The organism is Robertkochia aurantiaca, from assembly GCF_020166495.1.
Taxonomy (GTDB): domain Bacteria; phylum Bacteroidota; class Bacteroidia; order Flavobacteriales; family Flavobacteriaceae; genus Robertkochia; species Robertkochia aurantiaca.
On the sequence record NZ_JAINZS010000001.1, the window covers coordinates 401,074 to 423,092 of the forward strand.

Genomic DNA, 22,019 nt, shown 5'->3' on the forward strand with positions numbered 1-22,019 from the left:
CTTATGTTTAATATGACCCTACTACTGGCCGTACTGGCAGGTATCGCCATTTTACTGATCCTTATTCTTTTATTTAGAATTCACGCCTTCCTCTCATTACTCATCAGCAGTATCGCGACAGGGATATTGGCCGGAATGACGCCGGAAGACATCATAGAAACTGTTGAAACCGGTATGGGTGGCACTCTGGGCTTTGTGGCTACGGTCGTAGGACTCGGGGCGATCTTTGGTGCCATTCTGGAACAATCAGGAGGAGCCCAGGTGATTGCAGAACACCTTTTAAAAAAGGCAGGTGTAAAGCGGGCTCCACTGGCCATGACCATTACCGGGTTTCTGATCGCCATCCCGGTGTTTTTCGAGGTGGCTTTTATCCTTATCGTTCCTATGATTTATGCCCTGCAGAAAAGAACAGGAAGATCGCTATTGCTTTTTGCCATCCCCCTACTGGCCGGTTTGGCAGTCACCCACGCATTCATCCCTCCGACCCCCGGTCCCATTGCGGTGGCAGAGATCATCGGTGCCGATCTGGGTGCGGTGATCCTCATCGGCTTTCTGGCGGGAATACCCACTGTACTGGTGAGCGGGATACTATTCGGAAAATACATCGGTAAAAAGATTTTTCTACCTGTTCCCTTTTCTGAATATGAAGAACATGAACAATCTGATAAAGTTAAAAAGGCTCCATCTTTCAGACAGGTGCTTTCTCTGATAGCTATTCCCATTGTACTCATTCTTTTGAATACCCTGCTTAATACCGATGTAACCGGCTTACAGGGAACACGCCTGGCAGAAGTATTTTCTCTTCTGGGGCATCCCTTTACCGCTCTGATCATCGCAAATATCATCGCCTGGTACGTGCTGGGAATAAAAAAAGGCTTCAGTAAGAAGGAATTACTTGATATGAGCGGGAAATCTCTGGCACCAGCCGGGATGATCATACTGATAACAGGAGCCGGTGGGGTATTCAAGCAAGTGCTCGTCAATACAGGAGCAGGAAATATGATCGCGCAGGCCTTATCTGATATCGGCTTCCCGCTGCTGCTTTTCGCCTTTATCATGGCCGCCCTTATACGGGTCATTCAGGGGTCTGCCACAGTGGCAATGATCACCGCTGCCGGGATAGTATCACCCTTATTGCAATCAAGCGGGGATATGTCTGCCCTTACCCTTGGCTGTGTGGTCATAGCTATCGCTTCAGGGGCATCGATCTTTTCTCATCTGAACGACAGCGGATTCTGGCTTGTAAGCCAGTATCTTGGAATGAACGAGAAACAAACCTTCCGTTCCTGGACACTGATGACCACTATTTTGGCATTCACGGGATTAGCTTCGGTAAGTCTGATTCAATTTTTCCTATAAAAAAAGCCGGGTAAACACCCGGCTTTAAACAAATTTCTAATACTGCTGTTATCTCAATTCAAACTGAGAAGCTCCGAGTTCACGTAGTTTTTCATCGTAAATCACAACGTTATAAACCCCCTCAGGGAAATTATCGTCACCTTCTTTACTAATGAAATCGCAAACATCAAGCAGGGTATTTTCGTAATAAAAGCTTGAAGCTTTACTGTAGGTAATGCTCTTACCTTCTTCTTCGCCCTCAGCCTCTTTAGCTGCAACAGCTCTCTCTCCCATAATAACCCCTGACGGATCTGTTACCTGGATATAGAATTGCTTGGCTCCGGGCTTGGCAATACGGTTCGCACCAACGGTGTAGCAGATTCTGAACTTGTCTGCTCTTCTGTTGTTGGTTACACTAACAAGTTTACCGCTGTTTCTTTCTTTCACAGCCTCAACATTGAACTTGGTTAACCCAAGGGCAGCTCCGGTCTCAACAACCTTGGCCAGCTGAGTATTCTGAACGATCAGAGAGTCGGTGAACATCGATTGCTCTTCAAGTGCTACCTTAGTGCTGTCTACCTCCATGGCAAGCAGGGTGTTTGAAGCACGCAGTGAATCATTCTGAGCAAGCAGGTATTCACGCTCCTTGGTAAGCTGACGAACCTGTCTGCGGTATTTTGATAAAGCGCCGATATCGGCCTTCATTGTTTTTACAGAATCGATATATGCGGCAATTCTGTTTCGGGCTTCCACCAATTCCTTGTTGGTCTCTTCACTTTCAGAAATAGCACGATCATAATCTGATTGCAGGTTGTTCAGGTCTTCGATAACCAGGTTCTTCTCCTGGTTCAATTTGGCTGTGGTTTCCTTTTTGTCATTGTAAAGGCTAATGGTATAGATCAGGGTCCCGATAAAGGCGGCAGCCAATAACCCGGCGATCACTTTCAAACCATTATTACTTTTTGTTTCAGTCATAATTTGTTTTTTAAAATTTAGGATGCGCAATTTAATCGAGCGAACTTTCTTAAATTGCTTCTTGCTTATATATACGGTGTAAACATTTTTTTAGATTATTTTCGCACTTTAGAAATAAAAATTTTTATGCAAAAACCCTCATTTTTAAAGGTTTATGATTTAAAAAAAATTCATGAACAAATAAAGATCCGTTCAGGTGAGACCAAACTGGGTGAGAAATTTCAGTTCCTGGATCCTGAGGGTGACTTCGAAGAACAACTGGAAAATTCAGACAGTAAATATGTGCTCTTCGGCATTGAAGAAGATATCGGAGTCATTGGAAATCATGGTGTTGCGGGCGCCAGAAATGCCTGGAAAGCCGCATTACCTTCGATACTCAACCTGCAGTATAACGATTACATTAAAGGTAAAAAGGTATTGCTTCTCGGCCATATGGATTTTGATGAGCTGTACCATCAACTAAGCGGGTTGGAAGGTGAAGAACGAACAGAAAAAGCAAGAGAAATCACCAACTTTGTAGACAAACAGATAGTCATTGTTGTAAATCGTATCGTCAGTGCAGGAAAAATACCTATTGTTATTGGCGGAGGTCATAACAATGCCTACGGAAATATAAAAGGAGCATCCCTGGCGTTAGGCAAACCCGTCAATGCCCTCAACTTCGATGCGCATACCGACTTCAGAAAGAGGGAATCCCGGCATAGTGGTAATGGTTTTTCATATGCGTGGTACGAAGGATTCCTGCAACGGTATTTCATTTTCGGATTACACGAGAATTATACCCCTAAGAAAGTATTCAAAAAACTGCTAAAGGAGAATAATATAGCCTTTAATACCTTTGAAGAAATTTCGGTAAGACAGGAAAAAGGATTGGAATACCAGATATCAGAAGGCATAGACTTTGTGAAATCGAACAGCTTCGGTCTGGAGATCGATCTTGACGCCATAAGCGATATGCCGAGCAGTGCGATGACGCCAAGCGGGTTTGACCTCAATGTCGCCAGAAATCTTGTTTTCAAAGCTTCCAGAAGCAAAAATATTGCCTGGCTTCATATCTGTGAAGGTTTACCGGGAGAAGAAGGAAGCACCGATTTTATTAAGGTAGGAAAAGCTATTGCTTTGCTGGTTGCTGATTTTCTTCGGAAATAGTCATGACCCATTTAAATGTTGTGAATTCAGAGATACAACTATGCTTAACCAACTATTTTTCAATCGTTTACATATAAACTTACATCATAGACAACAATTTTCGAGACCACTGCATGAAATTTCCTATATTTGAACCATAAAGAACCCCAATTCTTTAACTCTAATTAGAACGATTATGCATAACCTACTTTTGGCGATCAACGTTTCCAAACTTACTTCTCTGCTCAGCTCCGGCTTTCTTATCTGCCTGGTTCTTCTGATCATAGCTCTTTACAGGAACCTGAAACTCAAGGCTGAAAATGAACGCCTGAGAAACAAAACGGAGAAAAGCCGGGGATAGTTATTGGATTTTTCATATCGATGCTTATATGTATCTTTAAGAAAAACCAATGATATGAGAATCGTACTCTTTTTTCTTTTTTTATTTGCTTCCACGCACCTGCAGGCTCAATTACCCGAGCCAGACATGTATAATAATATTACCGTTCAACCCGTCGTTCACGGGTCTCTGATGCTCGAATATAACGGAAAAGTAATCTATGCTGATCCATATGGCGGAGCGGAGCGCTATACGTCTTTGCCAGAACCTGACATTATTCTTATCACAGATATTCACGGCGATCATTATAATGAAGAAACACTCCGGGCGGTTTTCCACGAAGATGTTTTAATCGCTGCCCCATTAGCTGTGCGCCAGATGATGCCTTCAGAAATAGCTGAGAAAACGGTTATTATTTCTAACGGAGAAACCAAAGATATTGGAGGTGTAACTGTCGAAGCCGTACCCATGTACAATCTTCCGGAAGATGAAGAATCACGGCACCCGAAGGGTCGGGGAAACGGCTATATTCTCGATCTGGACGGAACCCGGGTTTATATCAGTGGTGACACCGAGGATATTCCTGAAATGCGGGCCTTACAAAATATCGACCTTGCTTTCGTTTGCATGAATATGCCTTATACCATGACCGTCGAACAGGCTGCAGATGCCGTTCTGGAATTCAAACCAGAGGTGGTCTACCCTTACCATTACCGGGGAAGACCTGAAATAAGCGATACCTCAGAATTCAGACAGCTCGTTAAAGCTGAAAACAATGACATCGAGGTTCGACTTAAGAATTGGTATACCGGCGAATAAAAAAGGGAGGCTTGATGCCTCCCCTTTCCTTTGATTAGTCTCTGATAAGTTTTTTGTATTTGATACGCTTGGGAGTAAGATCTTCACCCAGACGTTTTCTTTTATTCTCTTCATATTCTGAAAAACTACCTTCAAAGAAATAAACCTGAGAGTTTCCTTCGAATGCAAGTATATGAGTACAGATACGATCAAGGAACCATCTGTCGTGAGAGATGACCACGGCACAACCCGCAAAATTCTCCAGACCTTCTTCCAAAGCCCGAAGCGTGTTAACGTCGAGATCGTTGGTTGGCTCATCAAGCAGAAGTACGTTACCCTCTTCCTTGAGTGTCATGGCCAGGTGAAGACGGTTTCTTTCACCTCCTGAAAGAGTGTTCACCTTCTTGTTCTGTTCGCTTCCGGAGAAATTAAAACGGCTGAGATAAGCTCGCGAATTCACCTGTCGGCCACCCATCATAATCAGATCCTGTCCGTCAGAGAAGTTTTCCCAGATCGATTTTTCAGCATCAATATCTTTATGGGACTGATCGACATAAGCGATCTTCACGGTATCTCCCACCTCGAACGAGCCCTTATCGGGTTGTTCCTCACCCATGATCATGCGGAATATGGTCGTTTTTCCAGCTCCGTTGGGTCCTATGATTCCGACGATACCTGCCTGCGGAAGTTTAAAATTCAGGTCCTCATACAGGAGTTTATCTCCGTAGGCTTTGGCAACGCCTTTCGCCTCTATAACATTGGTACCCAGCCTGGGACCGTTCGGAATATAGATCTCGAGCTTCTCATCCAGTTTTTTCTGGTCTTCGTTGAGCAGTTTATCATAGTTGTTCAGACGTGCTTTTTGCTTGGCCTGTCTTCCCTTCGGTGCCATACGCACCCATTCCAGTTCCCGCTCCAGGGTTTTCTGTCTTTTCGAAGCCTGCTTCTGCTCCTGGGCCAGTCTTTTTGACTTTTGCTCCAGCCATGAAGAATAATTCCCTTTCCATGGAATACCTTCTCCCCTGTCAAGTTCCAAAATCCAGCCGGCCACATTATCCAGAAAGTACCTGTCGTGCGTTACGGCGATGACCGTTCCGCTGTATTGCGAGAGGTGTTGTTCCAGCCAGAGCACCGATTCTGCATCAAGGTGGTTGGTGGGCTCATCAAGCAGTAATACGTCAGGTTGCTGCAATAGCAGACGACACAAGGCCACCCTTCGGCGCTCTCCTCCGGAAAGCACGCTTATTGGCTTATCGGGTTCCGGAGTACGCAAGGCATCCATGGCGATCTCCAGTTTGGTATCGAGTTCCCAGGCGTTGGTAGCATCGATTTTATCCTGCAGAACAGCCTGCCGGTCCATTAGCTTTTGCATCTTATCAGCATCCTCATAAACCTCCGGTACTCCGAAACTATCGTTGATCTGATTGTACTCATCCAGCACAGCGGTGATCTCTGCCACCCCCTCTTTTACCACTTCGATCACGGTTTTTGATTCGTCAAGTTGTGGTTCCTGCTCCAGATATCCCACAGTATATCCCGGAGAAAATACCACATCACCCTGGTAGTTCTTGTCCTCTCCTGCAATGATGCGTAAGAGAGTCGACTTACCAGAACCATTGAGTCCGAGGATTCCGATTTTGGCTCCGTAGAAAAAGCTCAGGTAAATATTATTAAGTACCTGCTTATTTGATGAGGAGTAGGTTTTAGAAACCCCCGACATGGAGAATATGACTTTTTTATCGTCAGACATCGTAAATGTTTTTAATATTAATCAATTGAGTAATTCATCATTGGATACAGCACAGATCTATACCCTTCCTTTTAACGCATTGAAAACCCAGGCAATGGCAAAGAAGCCTACTCCAACCGCAGCAAAGCCGTAACCTGCTACTTCCCGGTATTTAAAGGCGCCCAGGGCGATCAGTCCCAATCCGACCACGATCATGATCCAGGTTGCCCAGGCCAAAATGGTATTCTTGTTCATTCCCATGAATAAATTTTTAAATGTTCTTGTCTAGTAGTTAAAAAGAGGCCAAATATCGTACAATTTAAGGAAATATTGGGGATTTAAATAAGACTTGTTTTCGTATTTTAGCGACGCTTGCCCGGAAGTTACCCGAGCAAATTACTGCCCGAATTGCCCCCTTCGGGACCGCTAACTTAAATTAATCACTACCAAAATTAGTTTGATGGATTTAAAATTCAATAAGAACGAAGATCACAATAAGCTTAAAGTATCTGAATTAAAATCAAGACTACAAAAAATATCGCTGGGAGGCGGAGAAAAACGCATCAAAAAACAACACGAGAACGGGAAGCTCACTGCTCGTGAGCGTATCGATCACCTCCTGGATAAAGACCGACCGTCTATCGAGATCGGGGCGCTTGCCGGATATGAAATGTACGAAGAGCATGGCGGATGTCCTTCAGGAGGGGTCGTTGTCAAGATCGGCTACGTTAGTGGAAAACAATGTATCGTCGTTGCCAACGATGCCACGGTGAAGGCGGGAGCCTGGTTTCCGATCACAGGAAAGAAAAACCTGCGGGCACAGGAGATCGCGATGGAAAATCGTTTGCCGATCATCTACCTGGTCGACAGTGCTGGTGTATACCTGCCTATGCAGGATGAGATCTTCCCGGATAAGGAACACTTTGGTAGGATCTTCAGAAATAATGCGATCATGAGCAGTATGGGAATCACCCAGATCGCTGCGGTGATGGGAAGTTGTGTGGCAGGAGGAGCTTACTTACCCATCATGAGCGACGAAGCGCTGATCGTTGATAAAACAGGAAGTATTTTCCTGGCCGGGAGCTACCTGGTAAAGGCTGCCATCGGTGAGAATATAGACAATGAAACCCTTGGCGGGGCAACCACTCACAGCGAGATAAGCGGGGTCACCGACTACAAGGCTAAAGACGATAAAGATGCACTGAATACCATCAGGAATATCATGAACAAGATCGGTGATTTCGACAAGGCCGGTTTTAACCGTGAAAAGCCCAAAAAACCCGGGAAAGATCTCCAGGAAATTTATGGGATCATCCCCAAAAGCCGGGCAGATCAGTACGATATGATGGAGGTCATCGAACGCCTGATCGACAAAGACAGCTTTGAGGCTTATAAGGATGGCTACGGAAAAACGCTGATCACCGGATATGCCCGCATCGATGGTTGGGCCGTGGGAATCGTGGCGAACCAACGGAAAGTTGTCAAATCAGGGAAAGGCGAAATGCAGTTTGGCGGTGTGATCTATTCTGATTCTGCCGACAAAGCCACCCGATTTATTGCCAACTGCAACCAGAAAAAAATTCCGCTGGTTTTTCTGCAGGACGTGACCGGTTTTATGGTAGGCAGCAAATCAGAGCACGGAGGAATTATCAAAGACGGAGCGAAGATGGTGAATGCCGTTAGCAATTCGGTGGTGCCTAAGTTCACTGTCGTCATCGGAAATTCTTACGGAGCAGGAAACTACGCCATGTGCGGAAAAGCCTATGATCCCAGGCTGATCGTTGCCTGGCCCAGCTCAGAACTGGCGGTGATGGGAGGTTCCCAGGCTGCTAAGGTTTTGCTGCAGATAGAAACCGCGGCCATGAAGAAAAAAGGGGAAACCATCACTAAGGAAAAAGAAGAAAAGCTCTTTAACGAGATCAAGTCACGATATGATGAGCAGGTGTCTCCTTACTACGCAGCGGCCCGTCTATGGACCGATGCCATTATCGATCCGGCCGACACCCGAAAATGGATCAGCATGGGAATCGAAGCAGCCGATCATGCTCCCATTGAAAAGAAATTTAATCTGGGAGTGATACAGACGTGATTTGGTTTTTGGGTATGCAGTTATACGGTTATGCAGTTATACGTGGTTAGCTAACAGCTATCGGTGAACGGTTTTTATTATAACAGAACCATTCTCTTATCTCTTATATCAGGGATACGGTCCTGCCGGCAGGCAGGGATGCGGTGATAGCTAACGGCTAACAGCTATCGGTGAACGGGATTTTCTCATAATAAACCATTCTCCACTCTCTATTCTCTATTCCCCACTCTCCATTCTCTATTCTCCATTCCCTATTCCCTATTCCCTATTCCCTATTCCCTATTCCCTATTCCCTATTCTCTACTTCCCTCCTCCAATCAAAAACTTTTAAAAAAGAACTTGATTATCTCATACGATTTTGCGTATTTTCGCAATCCGTATCGGGTCATTAACTCAGTTGGTTTAGAGTGTCACCTTGACAGGGTGGAAGTCATTGGTTCGAGTCCAATATGACCCACTAAAAAAGCCGTTCCTTCTAACAGGAACGGCTTTTTTTATTTTCGCTTATGTTGATGAGATAATTATCAATCACTCAAATGGTCATTCACCCTGGGGATCAGCAGAAACTCCGTCTGCCGGCCATCTACATAATTAAAGCCGTCATCGCCATAGAACCCTGCCTCTTCCAGCATGATACGGATATCGCGATTCCATTCCGGTATGTTCACCGTTGCATTTAATTCTATAGCATAGACGGTATTCGGGTACAGGGGATAATCACCATCGCCTTCCACTCCCCCCTGGGAATCCCACATCCCGATGGTCGGACCGGCCGAATGACCGTAACTTCCGAGAGGATGGGTATAAATCGCAGGTTGCAGTCCTTCTGCCTTGGCTTCCCCAAGAGATTTGAGAAGGATCTCATTGCCTGTTTTTCCTTTTTCGAAATTACGAGTGAGGGCATCCTGCACCTGGTTTCCTTTCTCAAAAGCTTTCTTTAAGAAGTCAGGAGCTTCCTTTTCTCCTCTTCGCAGTACATAGGCCAGCTCCTGGCAGTCGGTATTCAAACGCAGGTAGGTGATCCCAAAATCACAATGAAGCAAATCTCCCGGCATGATCACCTCATTTTCAGGTCTCCCGGAAAATGAATACAGGTGGCCGACCAGTTCCTCGCTGGTACGCTGCACATCGACCGTTGGGTGAAACCAGGTTTCAAGACCAAGACCGGTCACCTTTTCCCTCATCCACCATTCCACATCGGTAGTGGTGGTCACTCCGGGGGTGATCACTTCCTCAGAAAAAGCTTCTGCAATGATATCGTGCGTAATATCTACCAGTTGTGTGTAAATGGCCATTTCTCTTGGGGTACGTGTCTCTATCCAGGAAACAGCCAGTTCTTCTGCAGAGGTAATTCTCTTTTTATAGGTATTTGGAAGATATTCCATAAACTCATTATAGTCGGTAAGAACCAGTCCGTCTGCAATATTGAAATGCTCTGAATAGTTCAATCCGATGGTCCGGGGATCCCGCTCTTCGATGATCTCGACCAGTCGTGCCCACTGATCAGGTTGTTTTTCTTTATCCCAGGCTGAAATGATATTCTCTCCGAAATTATAGCGGGCCACAGCCAGGCGTTCTAGGGTATCTGCCGCCTTATCGCGATAGAAGACCAGGATGGTTCTTCGGCGCGCATTCAGCCAGGTCGCAGGTAACATTGTCTTTAATACCGGATCTTCGTTATATTCCCTGGATATAACTACCCACATATCGATTCCCGCACGGTCCATGAGTTCGGGTAGCAGGTAGGTAAACCGTTCTTTCAGGATCTCATCAATAACCTCGGCTCTTTCGCGTTCAGGGAGAATGCGCTGTGCATTCAGGCAAAGGCCGGCCATCACAAAGCTTAACAACAGAATTTTTTTCAGCATGTGTTTTCAGATTTTCCGTACAAATTACATCAAAAGAACGATTTGATGAAATGAAGCAAAATCACTTTTACAAGTGGCTGTTTTTCAGTATATTAATAGATAGTTTAACCAATAAACAAACCAAAATGGAAACTGTTAAGAATCTTAATAAGTGGGCGAACGCGCACACTTATTATCCCTTGGATCTGCTCCGGGTGGCTCTGGGAGTATTTCTGTTCATAAAGGGAACCAAATTCATCGCCAACAGCCAATACCTGATCGATCTGATCGAACCCTTTCAGAATCTTGCGGGGTCGATGATCATGATACATTATGTGGCGCCGGCTCATATGGTAGGAGGCCTGCTCATTGCCTTCGGATTGCTTACCAGATGGTCAGTGATCGCACAGCTTCCCATACTGATCGGTGCTGTAGCCATTAATTTTGCAGGAGAAATGCATGCAGGCAATCTGATACTTTCAACAGTGGCACTCCTCTTATGTATTTTCTTCCTCTTTTACGGAAGCGGAAAACATTCGGCCGACTATTATTTTAAAATGCAACAGTAGAACCCGATCAAAGACCTTTCTGGTCCAGTTCCAGAATCGTATGTAACAGAACATTGGCACCCCTGGCGATGTCTTCAGGAGAACTGTATTCTTCCGGAGAGTGACTGATACCGCCTTTGCTGGGAATAAATATCATTCCAACCGGACCGATCACAGCCATTTCCTGGGCATCATGCCCGGCCCCGCTGGGCATTTCCTTATGACTGTAACCCAGATCAGAAGCCACTGATGCAATGGTCGATTTAATAAGCTTATCGGTAAGAGCCGGATAACTGTCTGTAGAGAGATGTTCAAACGCTATTTCCGTACCGGTTTCGGCTTCTATTTGCTCAGCGCGCTCTTGTATCATTTCAAAAAGCTGCCTGATCTTTTCCTTGGAAAGGTCCCTGATCTCGAGGCTCAGAACGACCTTGCCGGGTATGACATTCGGTGCCCCGGGTTCGGCCTTTATTCTGCCCACTGTTCCTACCTGCCTCCCTTCAACGCTGTTGATCACCTCATTTACGGCAATGGTAAATTTAGCTGCCGCAAGCATGGCGTCTTTTCGCATGTTCATAGGAGTTGTCCCGGCATGATTTGCAGAACCGGTAATAGTGACATCCCACCATTCAATACCGACGATTCCTTCCACGATCCCTATATCGATCTGTTCATTCTCAAGTATGGCTCCCTGCTCGATATGCAATTCCAGAAAAGCAAGCATAGATCCCTTTTCCCGGGCCACCTCACCAATCCTGTCTGGGTTTCCTCCAATCTTTCTGATTCCTTCTCCCATGGTGATTCCTGTGATGTTCTTTTCACCGAGAAGATCTGTATTTAAATGCCCTGCAATGGCACTGCTGCCAATTACCCCTCCTTCTTCATTTGCAAACAAAATGACTTCAAGAGGATGGTTAGTCACTACATTTCTTTCATCGAGCGTCTTTATCACCTCGATCGCTCCCATAACCCCTACGCAGCCATCATAATCACCTCCATCGGGTACCATATCGATATGGGAACCGAATATGATAGGTTTGGATTTCGAATCCTTCCCATCTCTTCGGCCGATTATATTACCGGCATAGTCGATACGGGTTTCCAGACCGGCATCTTTCATGAGTTGTAAGACAAAACCTCTGGCTGCCACATCTTCATCAGAAAATGCCACACGGTATGAGTGACCGCTGCTGTCGCGACCAAAGGTCGATAACTTTGTAAGGTTTTCATTTATACGTTCCTTATCAACTCTCAACGCTTCCGTATCGCTTTGTGAATAAACGTTTACCAGGGCTAAAAGAAAAAACAGTAAGGCTATATTTTTCATAAGCATCAAATAATATTCTCACTAAGTTAAGAAAACCATGTATTTATTCACCTCCCCCTGTAATCTATCACAAAGGCTATGAAATAAAAAAACGTCCATATCGGACGTTTTTGTATGAAGTTTTGAAAGCCGGTCAGGCCTTTTCAAGAATCTTTTCAACGGTGACTTCCCTGATCACCTTGCTGTTTTCGGTTTCCTCAAAACGCGAGGTAAAGAGTATATCTTTGGGTCGTTCAAACTTTTCAAGGTTTTTAACCCGTGAAATTTCATCTTCTATTTCTTCCCTTTGATTCTCCATGCCTTCCACTACCAACACCACCTTCTGACCCAATTCCTTATCAGGAATACCGTAAATAAAGAAACGATCCCTGATATAAGGGGCAAATTTTTCTTCCACCAGTTCAGGTATCACCTTCACCCCTCCTGAATTGATCACATGATCCACGCGACCAAGCCACTCGAAGGAATTATCTTCATGAATCTTTACCAGGTCATTTGTTATCACGGGTTCCTCGGCTAAATCAGGAGCCTGTATTACCAGGCAGCCCCGGTCATCAAGTTTTATTTCAATATTTGGCAACACTTCGAATCGGGCCGATTCAACCTCTTCTGCGTTTCTGAAATTATTGATCTTCTTAGCAGCGATATGAGTAACGGTTTCGGTCATACCATAAGTTTCAAAGATCATGGTGTGTTTGTTCTGAACAGCCTCTATCAGGTCACGGTTAACAGGAGCTCCGCCAACGATGAGTTTCTTGATCTGATTGAGTTTATCGAGCGAATTCATCACCTGAAGGGGAATCATGGCCGAAAAATCATAAGACTTATTCACTTCAGACAAAGGTGTGAGGCTGGGTTCCACCAGATCGATCTCTAAACCGAGTATCATAGCTCTCACCAGCATCATTTTACCGGCGATAAACCCCGCAGGAAGACAATGTAATGCCGTATCACCAACCCTGATACCAAAAAAATCTCCTGAAGCCAGGGCAGAATTTACCATGGCCTGTTTTTGAATTTTTATCATCCTGGGGTTTCCGGTCGATCCTGAAGTACGTACCTGTATATAGTCCTTGTCATCTACCCAATCCATGAGGAAATCCCCCACGGCGATCTCAAAATCTTTACCTTCCTTGACAAAACTATAGGCTACCTCTTTAAGCTCCTCGCGGTTAAAATGAATACCATTGAGCTTGAACTTCAGGTGTAAATTTTCGTATGTTGGTTTCATACTGTAAAATTAATGCTTTCTGTGCGAATAGAAAGATAAATCGTTAAGCCCTGATATCATCCGGTTTAACCACTTTTCCTGTGAGTCTTTCCTTCCAGTTCTTCCATTTATATCGCTTTGAAAATATATATAACAACAAAGGAAAAACCACGAAAACGGGTACCAACACGTCAAAACCAAGAGCAGGAGTCGCTATGTCTTTCAATACTGATGGGGTCTGAAAGGCAGTCCAGCTGGCGGTTACCAAAAGGGCCGTAAAAAGGTTGTTTGCAGCGTGAAATCCGATAGCCAGTTCAATTCCTTCATCCATGAGTGTTATAATCCCCAGAAAGAAACCGGTACCTATATAATAGACCAGGATACCATACCCCAGTTTCCCGACCTCAGGGTTACCCAGGTGCATCAAACCAAAGAGAACCGAAGTTGCGATCAGAGGAACCAAACGGTTACCGGCCCATATCCCGATACCCTGCATGAGATATCCCCTGAAAAGATATTCTTCAAAGCTTGTCTGAAGAGGGATTAGGAGAACTCCTACCAGGAGGAGGTATAAAAAAGGTTCCCATTCAAAGTTCCACTCATAATTCTCAGGACCCAGCTGGTAATCCAGAAAGATCATCAGACCTGTTATGATCCCCCAAAGAAAAAAAGCGAAGAAAATCCGTTTCCAGTCAATCTTATTGCGGGCAGTGGTCAGAGAGGTGATCGATTGCTGATGAACCAGTTTTACCCATCCTAAGAGAAAAACCAGGCCAAAAGCCAGAGGAGCCAGTAATTCTATCAATACCCTGATTTCTCCTTTTTGTTCAATCTGTTTGGCCATCAAGGCTTCTACATCGATATTAAGAACCACTACTGCCAGGTAATTCAACACCATTAAGGCAAAAAACAAACCGGGTATGATCAGGTATTTCCACAAACCGATATCACCCTTGTAACCTTGAGCTACGTACATATATTAATAGAGATTAAGTTTCATTCCTTATTTGTTTGAGCACAGCATTCAAATCCCATGCTGCTGAACTGTTATAATGAAGCGCTCCGTCCCGAACCTCTAAGGGAGCAGGAATGTTATTGGTAAACAGGCTACCCGTTCCCAGGCCCTGGGGCATTCCATTATTCAGCGTAAAGGTCCATTGTGCAATGGCGTTCAGCCCTATGTTGCTTTCAAGTGCACTGGTAATCCACCAGCCTATATCGTATTTCTCAGCCAGTTCGATCCATTGCCCTGCTCCTTGAAATCCACCTGTCAATGATGGCTTCAGGATGATATATTGCGGGCTGACGATTTGTAGCAGTTCTTCCTTTTTTGTTACATCGGTGATGCCTATCAATTCTTCGTCAAGGGCTATAGGAAGAGGGGTCCCTTTACAAAGCGAAGCCATGGCCTGCCATTGGCCGGCTCTGATGGGCTGTTCTATGGAGTGCAGGTCAAATTCAGATAAACTCCTGAGCTTATCGGCTGCTTCCCCTATTCCGAAGGCTCCGTTGGCGTCGACCCTTAGCTCTACCTGCTCTTTGCTGAAGTTTTTCCTGATACCCCTGATCAAAGCCATTTCCTTATCAAAATCGATGGCCCCGATCTTCATTTTTATACAATCAAAGCCCTGATCGAGCTTCTCTTCGATCTGTTCAAGCATGAATCCAGGGTCACCCATCCAGATCAATCCGTTTATGGGTATGGCTTTCTTTCCTTCAGTGAATTCACCGGGAAACAATACAAGGTTTTCAGCTGCATGCAGGGATCGGATGGCCTGTTCGAGACCAAATTGAATCGAAGGGAATTCCCTTAGGTAATGCAGCAGCTCCAGTTCAGGCAAATGTATATTTTGGCAGAGCCATTGCAGCTTTTCTTCGTAATCAGGCCTGTCGTCAAAGCTCAGACCTCTGAAGATACCACACTCTCCCACACCTGTACGCCCATTATTTTGAAGTACCAGGAACCAGGTTTCCTTGGTGTTCATGATCCCTCTCGATGTGCCGCTGGGTCTTTTGAACTCTAACGTATATCGATGGTAAGTGGCCTTCATCAGAGTTCGATACTTTCGCCTATATCCAACAGCATCAGGTCTCTATTCTTCTCATAGAAATATTTCTTGGCTGCATCATGGTCGATTTCGATAAAACCAAAAGTATCGTAGTGATACCCGAGCACCTTATCACATTCCAGGAAATCAGAAGCAATAGCCGCATCTTCATACCCCATGGTGAAATTATCGCCCACCGGCAGGATCGCAAGATCCAGTCTTGTACGCATGGGTATCAGTTTCATATCCATGGTGAGGGCTGTATCTCCGGCTATATAGATATTCTTGTGTTCTCCTTCCAATACGAATCCTCCGGGTTGCCCCCCGAAACTGCCATCACCAAAGGAGGAAGTGTGAATGGCATTGACATATTTAAGGTTACCAAACTCGAAATCCCAGCTGCCGCCATGGTTCATTGGGTGGGTTTCAAAACCCTTTTCACCGTAGTGATTGGCGATCTCATAATTCGAAACTATAACAGCTCCGGTTCGTTTGGCGATCGGTTCCACATCCAGGGTATGATCCTGATGTGCATGTGTTAGCAATATGTAATCAGCTTTCAGTGAATCGATATCGATATCTGAAGCTTTTTCATTTCCCGATATAAAGGGATCTACTAAAATATGTATATCATTGATCTGTATTCCCAGACAGGCATGTCCGTAAAAGGTGATTTTCATAAAAAGAAATTTTTGTTCACCTTTAAAAGTAGGAAAATTTTAAGTGAAATTAAACCAAAAGCGCACCCCCCGGGTTTCCCTGTCGATGTTCAGTTTGGAACGCAGCTGGTTAGCCAGGCGCTGAATAAGACTGAGCCCCATGGATCCTTTAGATACTTCACCAAGATCTTCAGGCAATCCCACCCCGTCATCGGTATATTCGAAAGACACCTCTTCACCTTTTTTCTTCAGGTAAATATCGATATTTCCTGTTTTACCGTCATTAAAGGCATATTTAAACGAATTTGAAACCAGCTCATTGAGAATAAGACCTATGGGAATAGCCCTGTCTACATCGAGCTGAGTGCCTTCTGCATGCACATTGACACTGATATCGTAACCCTCCTTTTTGTAGACTGATTGTATACTGGCTACCAGTGATTCTATGTATTCCTGCATCTCGATGACAGAAAGGTCTTCGTTCTGATATAGCTTCTGATGAATAAGGGCCATTGCCTTAACCCGGTTCTTTCCTTCTTCCAGAGCATTAATGGCTGATTTACTGCGTGTACTTTTAGACTGCAGACTCAAAAGGCTGGAAACCATCTGCAGGTTGTTCTTTACACGGTGATGTATTTCCTTAAGCAGCGAATCTTTTTCAACAAGAGATTGCTCGATGAACTTCTTCTGGTTCTCGATAAGGCGTTTGTTCTTAATACTCTTGATATAGGCGATTATAAGGGCAATTACACAGAGAACGCTGAAAATAAGGGCTACGATACTCAGGTAGATGGTCTTCTCCCGTTGCAGTATTTCTGAACGGTTGCGTTCCAGGTCCATACGCTGTTGCTCGATAATCGACTCCTTTTGGTTGGTCAGATCGAAAGAAACCACAAGGCCGAGTAATTGTTTTCTGAGCTGATTGTATTCCAGAGAATCTTTCAACTGCATGTACCGGTTATAGTAGGTGGCTGCAGAATCCGGCTGATTCTTTCTCAGATGATAATTAGCCTTCAGTCTGTTAAATTCAGCTATCTTATTATTCACAATACGCGGTTGCATATCAATACTGTCAAGATAAGCCTTTGCCAGCCTGAGATCATCATTCTCCATATAACATTTAGCCAGTTCTGTCCAAAAGTCAATAGCGTTCTTCTGGTAGCGTCCACGATCATATTCCCTGCTGGCAGATATTCCGGCCTCTATATACGGAATAGCTTCTTCATATTTTCCCTGGTCAACAAGACATTTACCCATGTTACCCAGAATCATTCCCTTTAGAAAAATAGCTTCCCTGAAGTCTGATGGAGTAAGTGTCATTTCATGATCCATGTAACTTTCAATGGTTTCAAGAGCTTTCTCATACTCTTTCAGCGCAGAATAAACAGATCCGTCTTTCCTTAGAAAAGTGGCTTTCTGATTGAAATATGCCGCCTTTTCAAATCCGTTTCCTTCTTCAAGTACATCTCCATAGGTATTGGCATAATCTATCATGGCCTGCCTGTGCAAGCCTATATTGGAGTAAATATCATATAAGGGAACATCAACCCCAAGTTCTTTCAGCTCCATACGTGTTTCCAATTGTTGATTATAGAGCTGCATCGCTTCATAGCTATCATCAAGCACCCCCAACATGCGACTTTTGACCTCAAAGTCCATCATGTTTAATGATTCTGAAAGCGCTTCGCCGATCTGTATGGATTTTTCGTAATTCCCCAGGTCGTTATAGATTTGTGATTCTATGGTTTTATAGATAAAATAATCCTGGGTGTTTTCTGCTGATTTTGCAGAATCTATAGCTTTCCCGACCCATTCGAGCCAACGGTAAGCAGATCTTCTGTCGTATCTGTTAGTTGTTTCAAAGAAGAATTTCAACTGCCCTTCAGAAGAAGACAGCCCCGTGAAACGTTCATAACTGTTATCGGTTATCCCGGCGCTCTGGCCAGAAACGCTTATAGTAACCGAAAAGCTGCCTATGATCGATAAAAATAAGGTTGTAAAAATGCTTCGATACATATTTCGTTTGGGGTTGAAACTTGCTGGTGGGATATCTTCAGGTGTATGGAAAAAGCCTAAATTTTCATTTAGGCTTTCTATTCACTGAAAACATATAACTAAAAGCATGTCTTACTTTTCGCTATACGATTAACATCTTAACAGCGGGATAAACATAGGTCTTTTCCCCAACCCAGATAAATAATTGTTGTATAAAGGCGGCATTTTGTTGTGTATTCAAAATATCAGGAAAAGCGGCAAATACTTTATAGCATATAGTCTCAGACATCACTTCCCTGAGAACATTCGTGTCTTAAACGGGATCGACAAAAAGCAACTTAAGCACCAGGTATCGGTGTATAAAAAAAACGAGCCTTAAGGGGTACTTAAAACTCGTTTTGGGGCATCATTATGAAACAAGTTGCTTAGGCTATTAATCAACTTTTTCTAATCGATGGAGTAAACTTAGCATTTTAGCAGCTTTCAGGGCAAAACTTTGTTGTCAACCTGGCAGGAGATGTTGTAAAACATAAGATATGAGCCTTTTAACTACTTTCGATACGGGTAAAAAATAAAAAGAGCCCCGGAGATCCGGAACTCTTTTCACGAAAACCATTAGTGTAGGTGTTAGGTATTAGTTTATTCAGGGCTATTTGAACTGATAACATTTAGGGCATCGTATCAGTCATTAATAACTAACAACACTGTAAATGTATATCAGCACTTGCGCAAAGAAAAATTATTGTTGCCAGTCAAGACTATGTTGTTGCGTAAAACACTCTGAATGTGGTTACTACTTTTTCAGGAGTTCATATTTGAGAGGATAAAATCCTTAAAGTCTTTGGAAATAGGAATGGTCTGACCGTTGATAACAATATCACGGGAATTAATCGCCTGAATGTGGTCCAGGTTCACGATATATGACTTATGAGCCCGGTAGAATTGGTGAGAAGGCAGTTTTTCCAAATAATCCTTTAAAGCGGAACGTACCAGGTAGGTTTTATCAGCCGTATTTACTTCCAGATAGACGTTATCGGCCTTGACAAAGTGAATATCGTCGAACGGGATGCGGTGATAATGCTGGTTTTTCTTGACAAAAATCGAATTTCGAAGTACCGAATTCGATACATGATCATCCTGTGAATTGTTCGTCTCCCCTGCCTGAGACAGGTTGGTCTCATTAAAATTTGAAAGAGCGATCTCGATAGACGTGAACAGATCCTGCTGTTCAAAAGGTTTTACCAGGTATCCGTTCGGTTTGACCGTTTTAGCATTTTCCACCGTTGCCTTATCCGAATTGGAGGTTACAAAGATGAAGGGAATATTGCAGTTTTCCCTGATGTATTTACCGACATCGATTCCGGTCTTTTCAGTAGCCAGAATGATATCGACTAATGCCAGATCAACTTCATTGTTACTGAGGGCTTCTACAGCACTCTCATAATCAACAACATTGGCTACGATATCGTAACCGATCTCTTCAAGCATGGATTGCATGTCATCAGCTATGATCACATTATCCTCAACAATAAGAATCTTAATGAGTGGGTCCAAAGTAGTTAGTATTAGTTATTTAGTTTAGAAGGTCTTTAAATCTACAAAAAAATATTAAAACCGGTCATGAAGAGAATGGAAAAGAGAAAGGTGCTCAGAGCCAGGGGCTTCAGTTCTTTATCAAGTACAGAAGGGTCTTTACTATCGGCTACCCTTTTGAGGTGAAGCCCCAGGGGAATAAAACTAAGCACGAATAAGAAGTTAAACCACGAGCTAAAGTTCAGGTATGCGAAGTACAGACTGCTCAGCATTCCGGCAACCACCAATACATAATGATAGGTTCGGGCTTTGTTTATCCCCATTTTGACGGCCAGGGTGATCTTTCCGGCATTTCGGTCGCTTTTGATATCTCTCATATTGTTAAGATTCAGAACACCCACACTGAAAAACCCAATGGTAACCGCCGGTAAAAAGACCTCCACAGTCAGAGCCTTGGTATAAAGAAAGTAGCATCCCACTACGGCAAGCAGGCCAAAGAACAGAAATACGAACAGGTCTCCAAGGCCTCTGTAACCGTATGCACTTCGCCCCACAGTATAGGTAATGGCAGCCATTACAGAGATCAGGCCCAATATGAAAAATAACAAGGCATACCAAAGGTAGTCAGTGCCAAAAGCAAGATAGATCAGTATCATAGCTGAAAGCAGGCTTATCACCCCCGTAATCACTATGGCTGCCTTGAGTTCAGAAGCAGTAAGCAACCCGCTCTGCATGGCTCTGGCCGGCCCTATTCTTTCTTCGTTATCAGTGCCTTTTACTCCGTCGCCATAGTCATTTGCAAAATTAGACAAGACCTGGAAACCAATGGTGGTGATTATTGCCAGTAAAAAGATCTGTATATCGAAGGCATGATCGATCAGGGCAACTGCCGAACCGGTGATGATACCGGAAACCGATAGCGGAAGGGTTCGCAACCGCGCAGCATTGAGGTAAGCTTTGGTTTTCTTCATTAAAAGGCTTCTTCTATTTTAATCCTTTTTCCATTCCTGTATGAAGCTATAAATGCATCTTCAAAGCCCATGGTTATCAATTCCTTTCTCAATTCCCTGGCTTCTTCGAGGGTTGCAAAATTTCCAAGGGCATATCTGTTGATCGACTGGTCTGAAGTAACCTTCATTCCATCGAATGCCCTAGAAAGCAATGGAAGTTTTCTTTCTTCAAAAGCTCCTACCTGTACGGTGTACAGAAGGCGTTCCGGATCGAGCAAACTATCGGCCAATACCAGGGAACGTTTCAAAGCTTCATTTTCAGAACGAAGCCCGGCTATGGTTTGGCGCAGTTCTTCAACTTCCTCTATACCTATCGTCTCAGAGGCACGAACCTGTTCAGATGGCTCTGAAACATAGGTAATGACCCCCCATGTTATCGAACATGCCAGTAAAAACAGTAAGACTCCTGAAACAACGAGATGCTTTTTTTTTGAAAGGGCATAAGCGGAACGTTCTTTTTTCAGAACTCTGAGCAATCGTTCTTCAGACTGCTCCTTTTTCTCAAGGCTCTCATGCAGCCTTACAAGGTGTTTTTCCTCGACATAAGGCATGGTATATGGTTTATGGTTGGACTCTAAGGTAGATCTACGGAATCCATTTAATATCGGAAAAGTCAGGTTTTCTTTTCTCAAGGAAGGCATTGCGCCCTTCCTTGGCCTCATCCGTCATATAGGCTAAACGGGTTGCTTCACCCGCAAAAACCTGCTGTCCCACCATTCCGTCATCCGTAAGATTAAAAGCAAACTTAAGCATTTTGATTGAAGTAGGAGATTTCTGAAGAATCTCCTGTGCCCACTGATAAGCCGTGTCTTCCAGCTCGCTATGAGGCACCACAGCATTGACCATTCCCATTTCATAGGCTTCCTGAGCTGAATAGTTTCGTCCCAGAAAGAAAATTTCGCGTGCGCGCTTTTGTCCCACCATTTTGGCCAGGTACGCAGAACCATACCCCCCGTCAAAACTGGTTACATCAGCATCGGTCTGTTTAAATATAGCATGTTCTTCTGAAGCGAGGGTCAGGTCGCAGACCACATGAAGACTATGGCCTCCTCCTACTGCCCAACCGGGAACCACAGCGATGACCACTTTTGACATGAAACGAATTAATCGTTGAACTTCGAGTATATTAAGCCTCGGCATTCCTTCATCATCAACATACCCCTGATGACCACGGGCATTCTGGTCTCCACCGCTGCAAAAAGAATAAACCCCGTCTTTGGGAGAAGGTCCCTCTGCTGAAAACAGAATGACCCCGATACCGGTATCTTCACGGGCATCGACAAATGCCTCGAACAATTCTGCCACTGTTCTAGGCCTGAACGCATTTCTCACTTCCGGTCTGTTAAAGGCTATACGTGCAACGCCGTTAGCTTTCTTATAGGTGATATCCTGGTATTCTTTTACTGTTTTCCATTCAGGTTTACTCATGAATCTATGCTTTAAAA

At 44.2% G+C, this 22,019-nt stretch carries 20 protein-coding genes and 1 tRNA gene; 7 read left to right on the forward strand and 14 right to left on the reverse strand.

What is annotated here, in order from left to right:
• Positions 1-3: 3 nt before the first annotated feature.
• A complete protein-coding gene (locus K7R10_RS01820) occupies positions 4-1,359 on the forward strand; it encodes a GntP family permease (protein WP_224482977.1) in 1,356 nt (451 codons plus the stop codon).
• A gap of 48 nt (positions 1,360-1,407) precedes the next feature.
• Here the strand turns inward: K7R10_RS01820 and K7R10_RS01825 are convergent, their stop codons facing one another.
• Positions 1,408-2,313 (reverse strand): DUF8428 domain-containing protein, encoded by a 906-nt coding sequence (locus K7R10_RS01825; protein ID WP_224482978.1) that lies wholly within the window; start codon positions 2,311-2,313, stop codon positions 1,408-1,410.
• Between the two features lie 126 nt (positions 2,314-2,439).
• Here K7R10_RS01825 and K7R10_RS01830 point away from each other — a divergent pair, with 126 nt between their 5' ends.
• From K7R10_RS01830 to K7R10_RS01840, 3 genes are all read left to right on the forward strand, one after another.
• Positions 2,440-3,462 carry a formimidoylglutamase gene (locus K7R10_RS01830; protein ID WP_224482979.1) on the forward strand — a complete coding sequence of 341 codons (1,023 nt, stop codon included), beginning with the start codon at positions 2,440-2,442 and terminating at the stop codon, positions 3,460-3,462.
• A 175-nt stretch (positions 3,463-3,637) separates the two neighbouring features.
• Positions 3,638-3,802: a hypothetical protein gene (locus tag K7R10_RS01835; RefSeq protein WP_224482980.1), complete on the forward strand. Its 165-nt coding sequence runs from the start codon at positions 3,638-3,640 to the stop codon at positions 3,800-3,802.
• 54 nt (positions 3,803-3,856) lie between these two features.
• Entirely contained in the window at positions 3,857-4,600 is a 744-nt protein-coding gene (locus tag K7R10_RS01840; RefSeq protein WP_224482981.1) for an MBL fold metallo-hydrolase, read from the forward strand.
• A 34-nt stretch (positions 4,601-4,634) separates the two neighbouring features.
• On the opposite strand, the gene ettA is transcribed toward K7R10_RS01840, so the two are convergent.
• A complete protein-coding gene (ettA, locus tag K7R10_RS01845; protein ID WP_224482982.1) occupies positions 4,635-6,329 on the reverse strand; it encodes an energy-dependent translational throttle protein EttA in 1,695 nt (564 codons plus the stop codon).
• Between the two features lie 57 nt (positions 6,330-6,386).
• Positions 6,387-6,563 carry a CAL67264 family membrane protein gene (locus tag K7R10_RS01850; RefSeq protein ID WP_224482983.1) on the reverse strand — a complete coding sequence of 59 codons (177 nt, stop codon included), beginning with the start codon at positions 6,561-6,563 and terminating at the stop codon, positions 6,387-6,389.
• 205 nt (positions 6,564-6,768) lie between these two features.
• On the opposite strand from K7R10_RS01850, the gene K7R10_RS01855 reads away from it, so the two are divergent.
• Both K7R10_RS01855 and K7R10_RS01860 read left to right on the forward strand, forming a co-directional pair.
• Positions 6,769-8,397, forward strand: coding sequence for an acyl-CoA carboxylase subunit beta (locus K7R10_RS01855; protein ID WP_224482984.1), 1,629 nt, complete (start codon positions 6,769-6,771; stop codon positions 8,395-8,397).
• Between the two features lie 382 nt (positions 8,398-8,779).
• Positions 8,780-8,854 (forward strand) — tRNA-Val (locus K7R10_RS01860).
• A gap of 67 nt (positions 8,855-8,921) precedes the next feature.
• Here the strand turns inward: K7R10_RS01860 and K7R10_RS01865 are convergent.
• A complete protein-coding gene (locus K7R10_RS01865; RefSeq protein ID WP_224482985.1) occupies positions 8,922-10,265 on the reverse strand; it encodes a M24 family metallopeptidase in 1,344 nt (447 codons plus the stop codon).
• 125 nt (positions 10,266-10,390) lie between these two features.
• Here K7R10_RS01865 and K7R10_RS01870 point away from each other — a divergent pair, with 125 nt between their 5' ends.
• A complete protein-coding gene (locus K7R10_RS01870) occupies positions 10,391-10,813 on the forward strand; it encodes a DoxX family protein (protein ID WP_224482986.1) in 423 nt (140 codons plus the stop codon).
• Positions 10,814-10,820: 7 nt separating this feature from the next.
• Here K7R10_RS01870 and K7R10_RS01875 read toward each other — a convergent pair whose 3' ends face one another.
• The 10 genes from K7R10_RS01875 to K7R10_RS01920 form a co-directional block, all read right to left on the reverse strand.
• A complete protein-coding gene (locus tag K7R10_RS01875) occupies positions 10,821-12,119 on the reverse strand; it encodes a M20 family metallo-hydrolase (RefSeq protein ID WP_224482987.1) in 1,299 nt (432 codons plus the stop codon).
• A 133-nt stretch (positions 12,120-12,252) separates the two neighbouring features.
• Complete coding sequence (locus tag K7R10_RS01880; protein WP_224482988.1) at positions 12,253-13,350, reverse strand: AMP-binding protein; 1,098 nt, start codon at positions 13,348-13,350, stop codon at positions 12,253-12,255.
• Between the two features lie 43 nt (positions 13,351-13,393).
• A complete protein-coding gene (locus K7R10_RS01885; protein WP_224482989.1) occupies positions 13,394-14,305 on the reverse strand; it encodes a CPBP family intramembrane glutamic endopeptidase in 912 nt (303 codons plus the stop codon).
• Between the two features lie 13 nt (positions 14,306-14,318).
• Complete coding sequence (locus K7R10_RS01890; protein ID WP_224482990.1) at positions 14,319-15,380, reverse strand: o-succinylbenzoate synthase; 1,062 nt, start codon at positions 15,378-15,380, stop codon at positions 14,319-14,321.
• Entirely contained in the window at positions 15,380-16,057 is a 678-nt protein-coding gene (locus K7R10_RS01895; RefSeq protein ID WP_224482991.1) for a metal-dependent hydrolase, read from the reverse strand. Before K7R10_RS01895 ends, K7R10_RS01890 begins: the two co-directional genes overlap by 1 nt.
• Positions 16,058-16,096: 39 nt before the next feature.
• Positions 16,097-18,052: a histidine kinase dimerization/phosphoacceptor domain -containing protein gene (locus K7R10_RS01900; RefSeq protein WP_224482992.1), complete on the reverse strand. Its 1,956-nt coding sequence runs from the start codon at positions 18,050-18,052 to the stop codon at positions 16,097-16,099.
• Positions 18,053-18,832: 780 nt separating this feature from the next.
• Positions 18,833-19,585: a LytR/AlgR family response regulator transcription factor gene (locus K7R10_RS01905; protein WP_224482993.1), complete on the reverse strand. Its 753-nt coding sequence runs from the start codon at positions 19,583-19,585 to the stop codon at positions 18,833-18,835.
• 41 nt (positions 19,586-19,626) lie between these two features.
• Entirely contained in the window at positions 19,627-20,535 is a 909-nt protein-coding gene (locus tag K7R10_RS01910) for a 1,4-dihydroxy-2-naphthoate polyprenyltransferase (protein WP_224482994.1), read from the reverse strand.
• Positions 20,535-21,125 (reverse strand): SPOR domain-containing protein, encoded by a 591-nt coding sequence (locus K7R10_RS01915; RefSeq protein WP_224482995.1) that lies wholly within the window; start codon positions 21,123-21,125, stop codon positions 20,535-20,537. Before K7R10_RS01915 ends, K7R10_RS01910 begins: the two co-directional genes overlap by 1 nt.
• A 34-nt stretch (positions 21,126-21,159) precedes the next feature.
• Complete coding sequence (locus K7R10_RS01920; protein WP_224482996.1) at positions 21,160-22,002, reverse strand: 1,4-dihydroxy-2-naphthoyl-CoA synthase; 843 nt, start codon at positions 22,000-22,002, stop codon at positions 21,160-21,162.
• Positions 22,003-22,019: the final 17 nt, after the last annotated feature.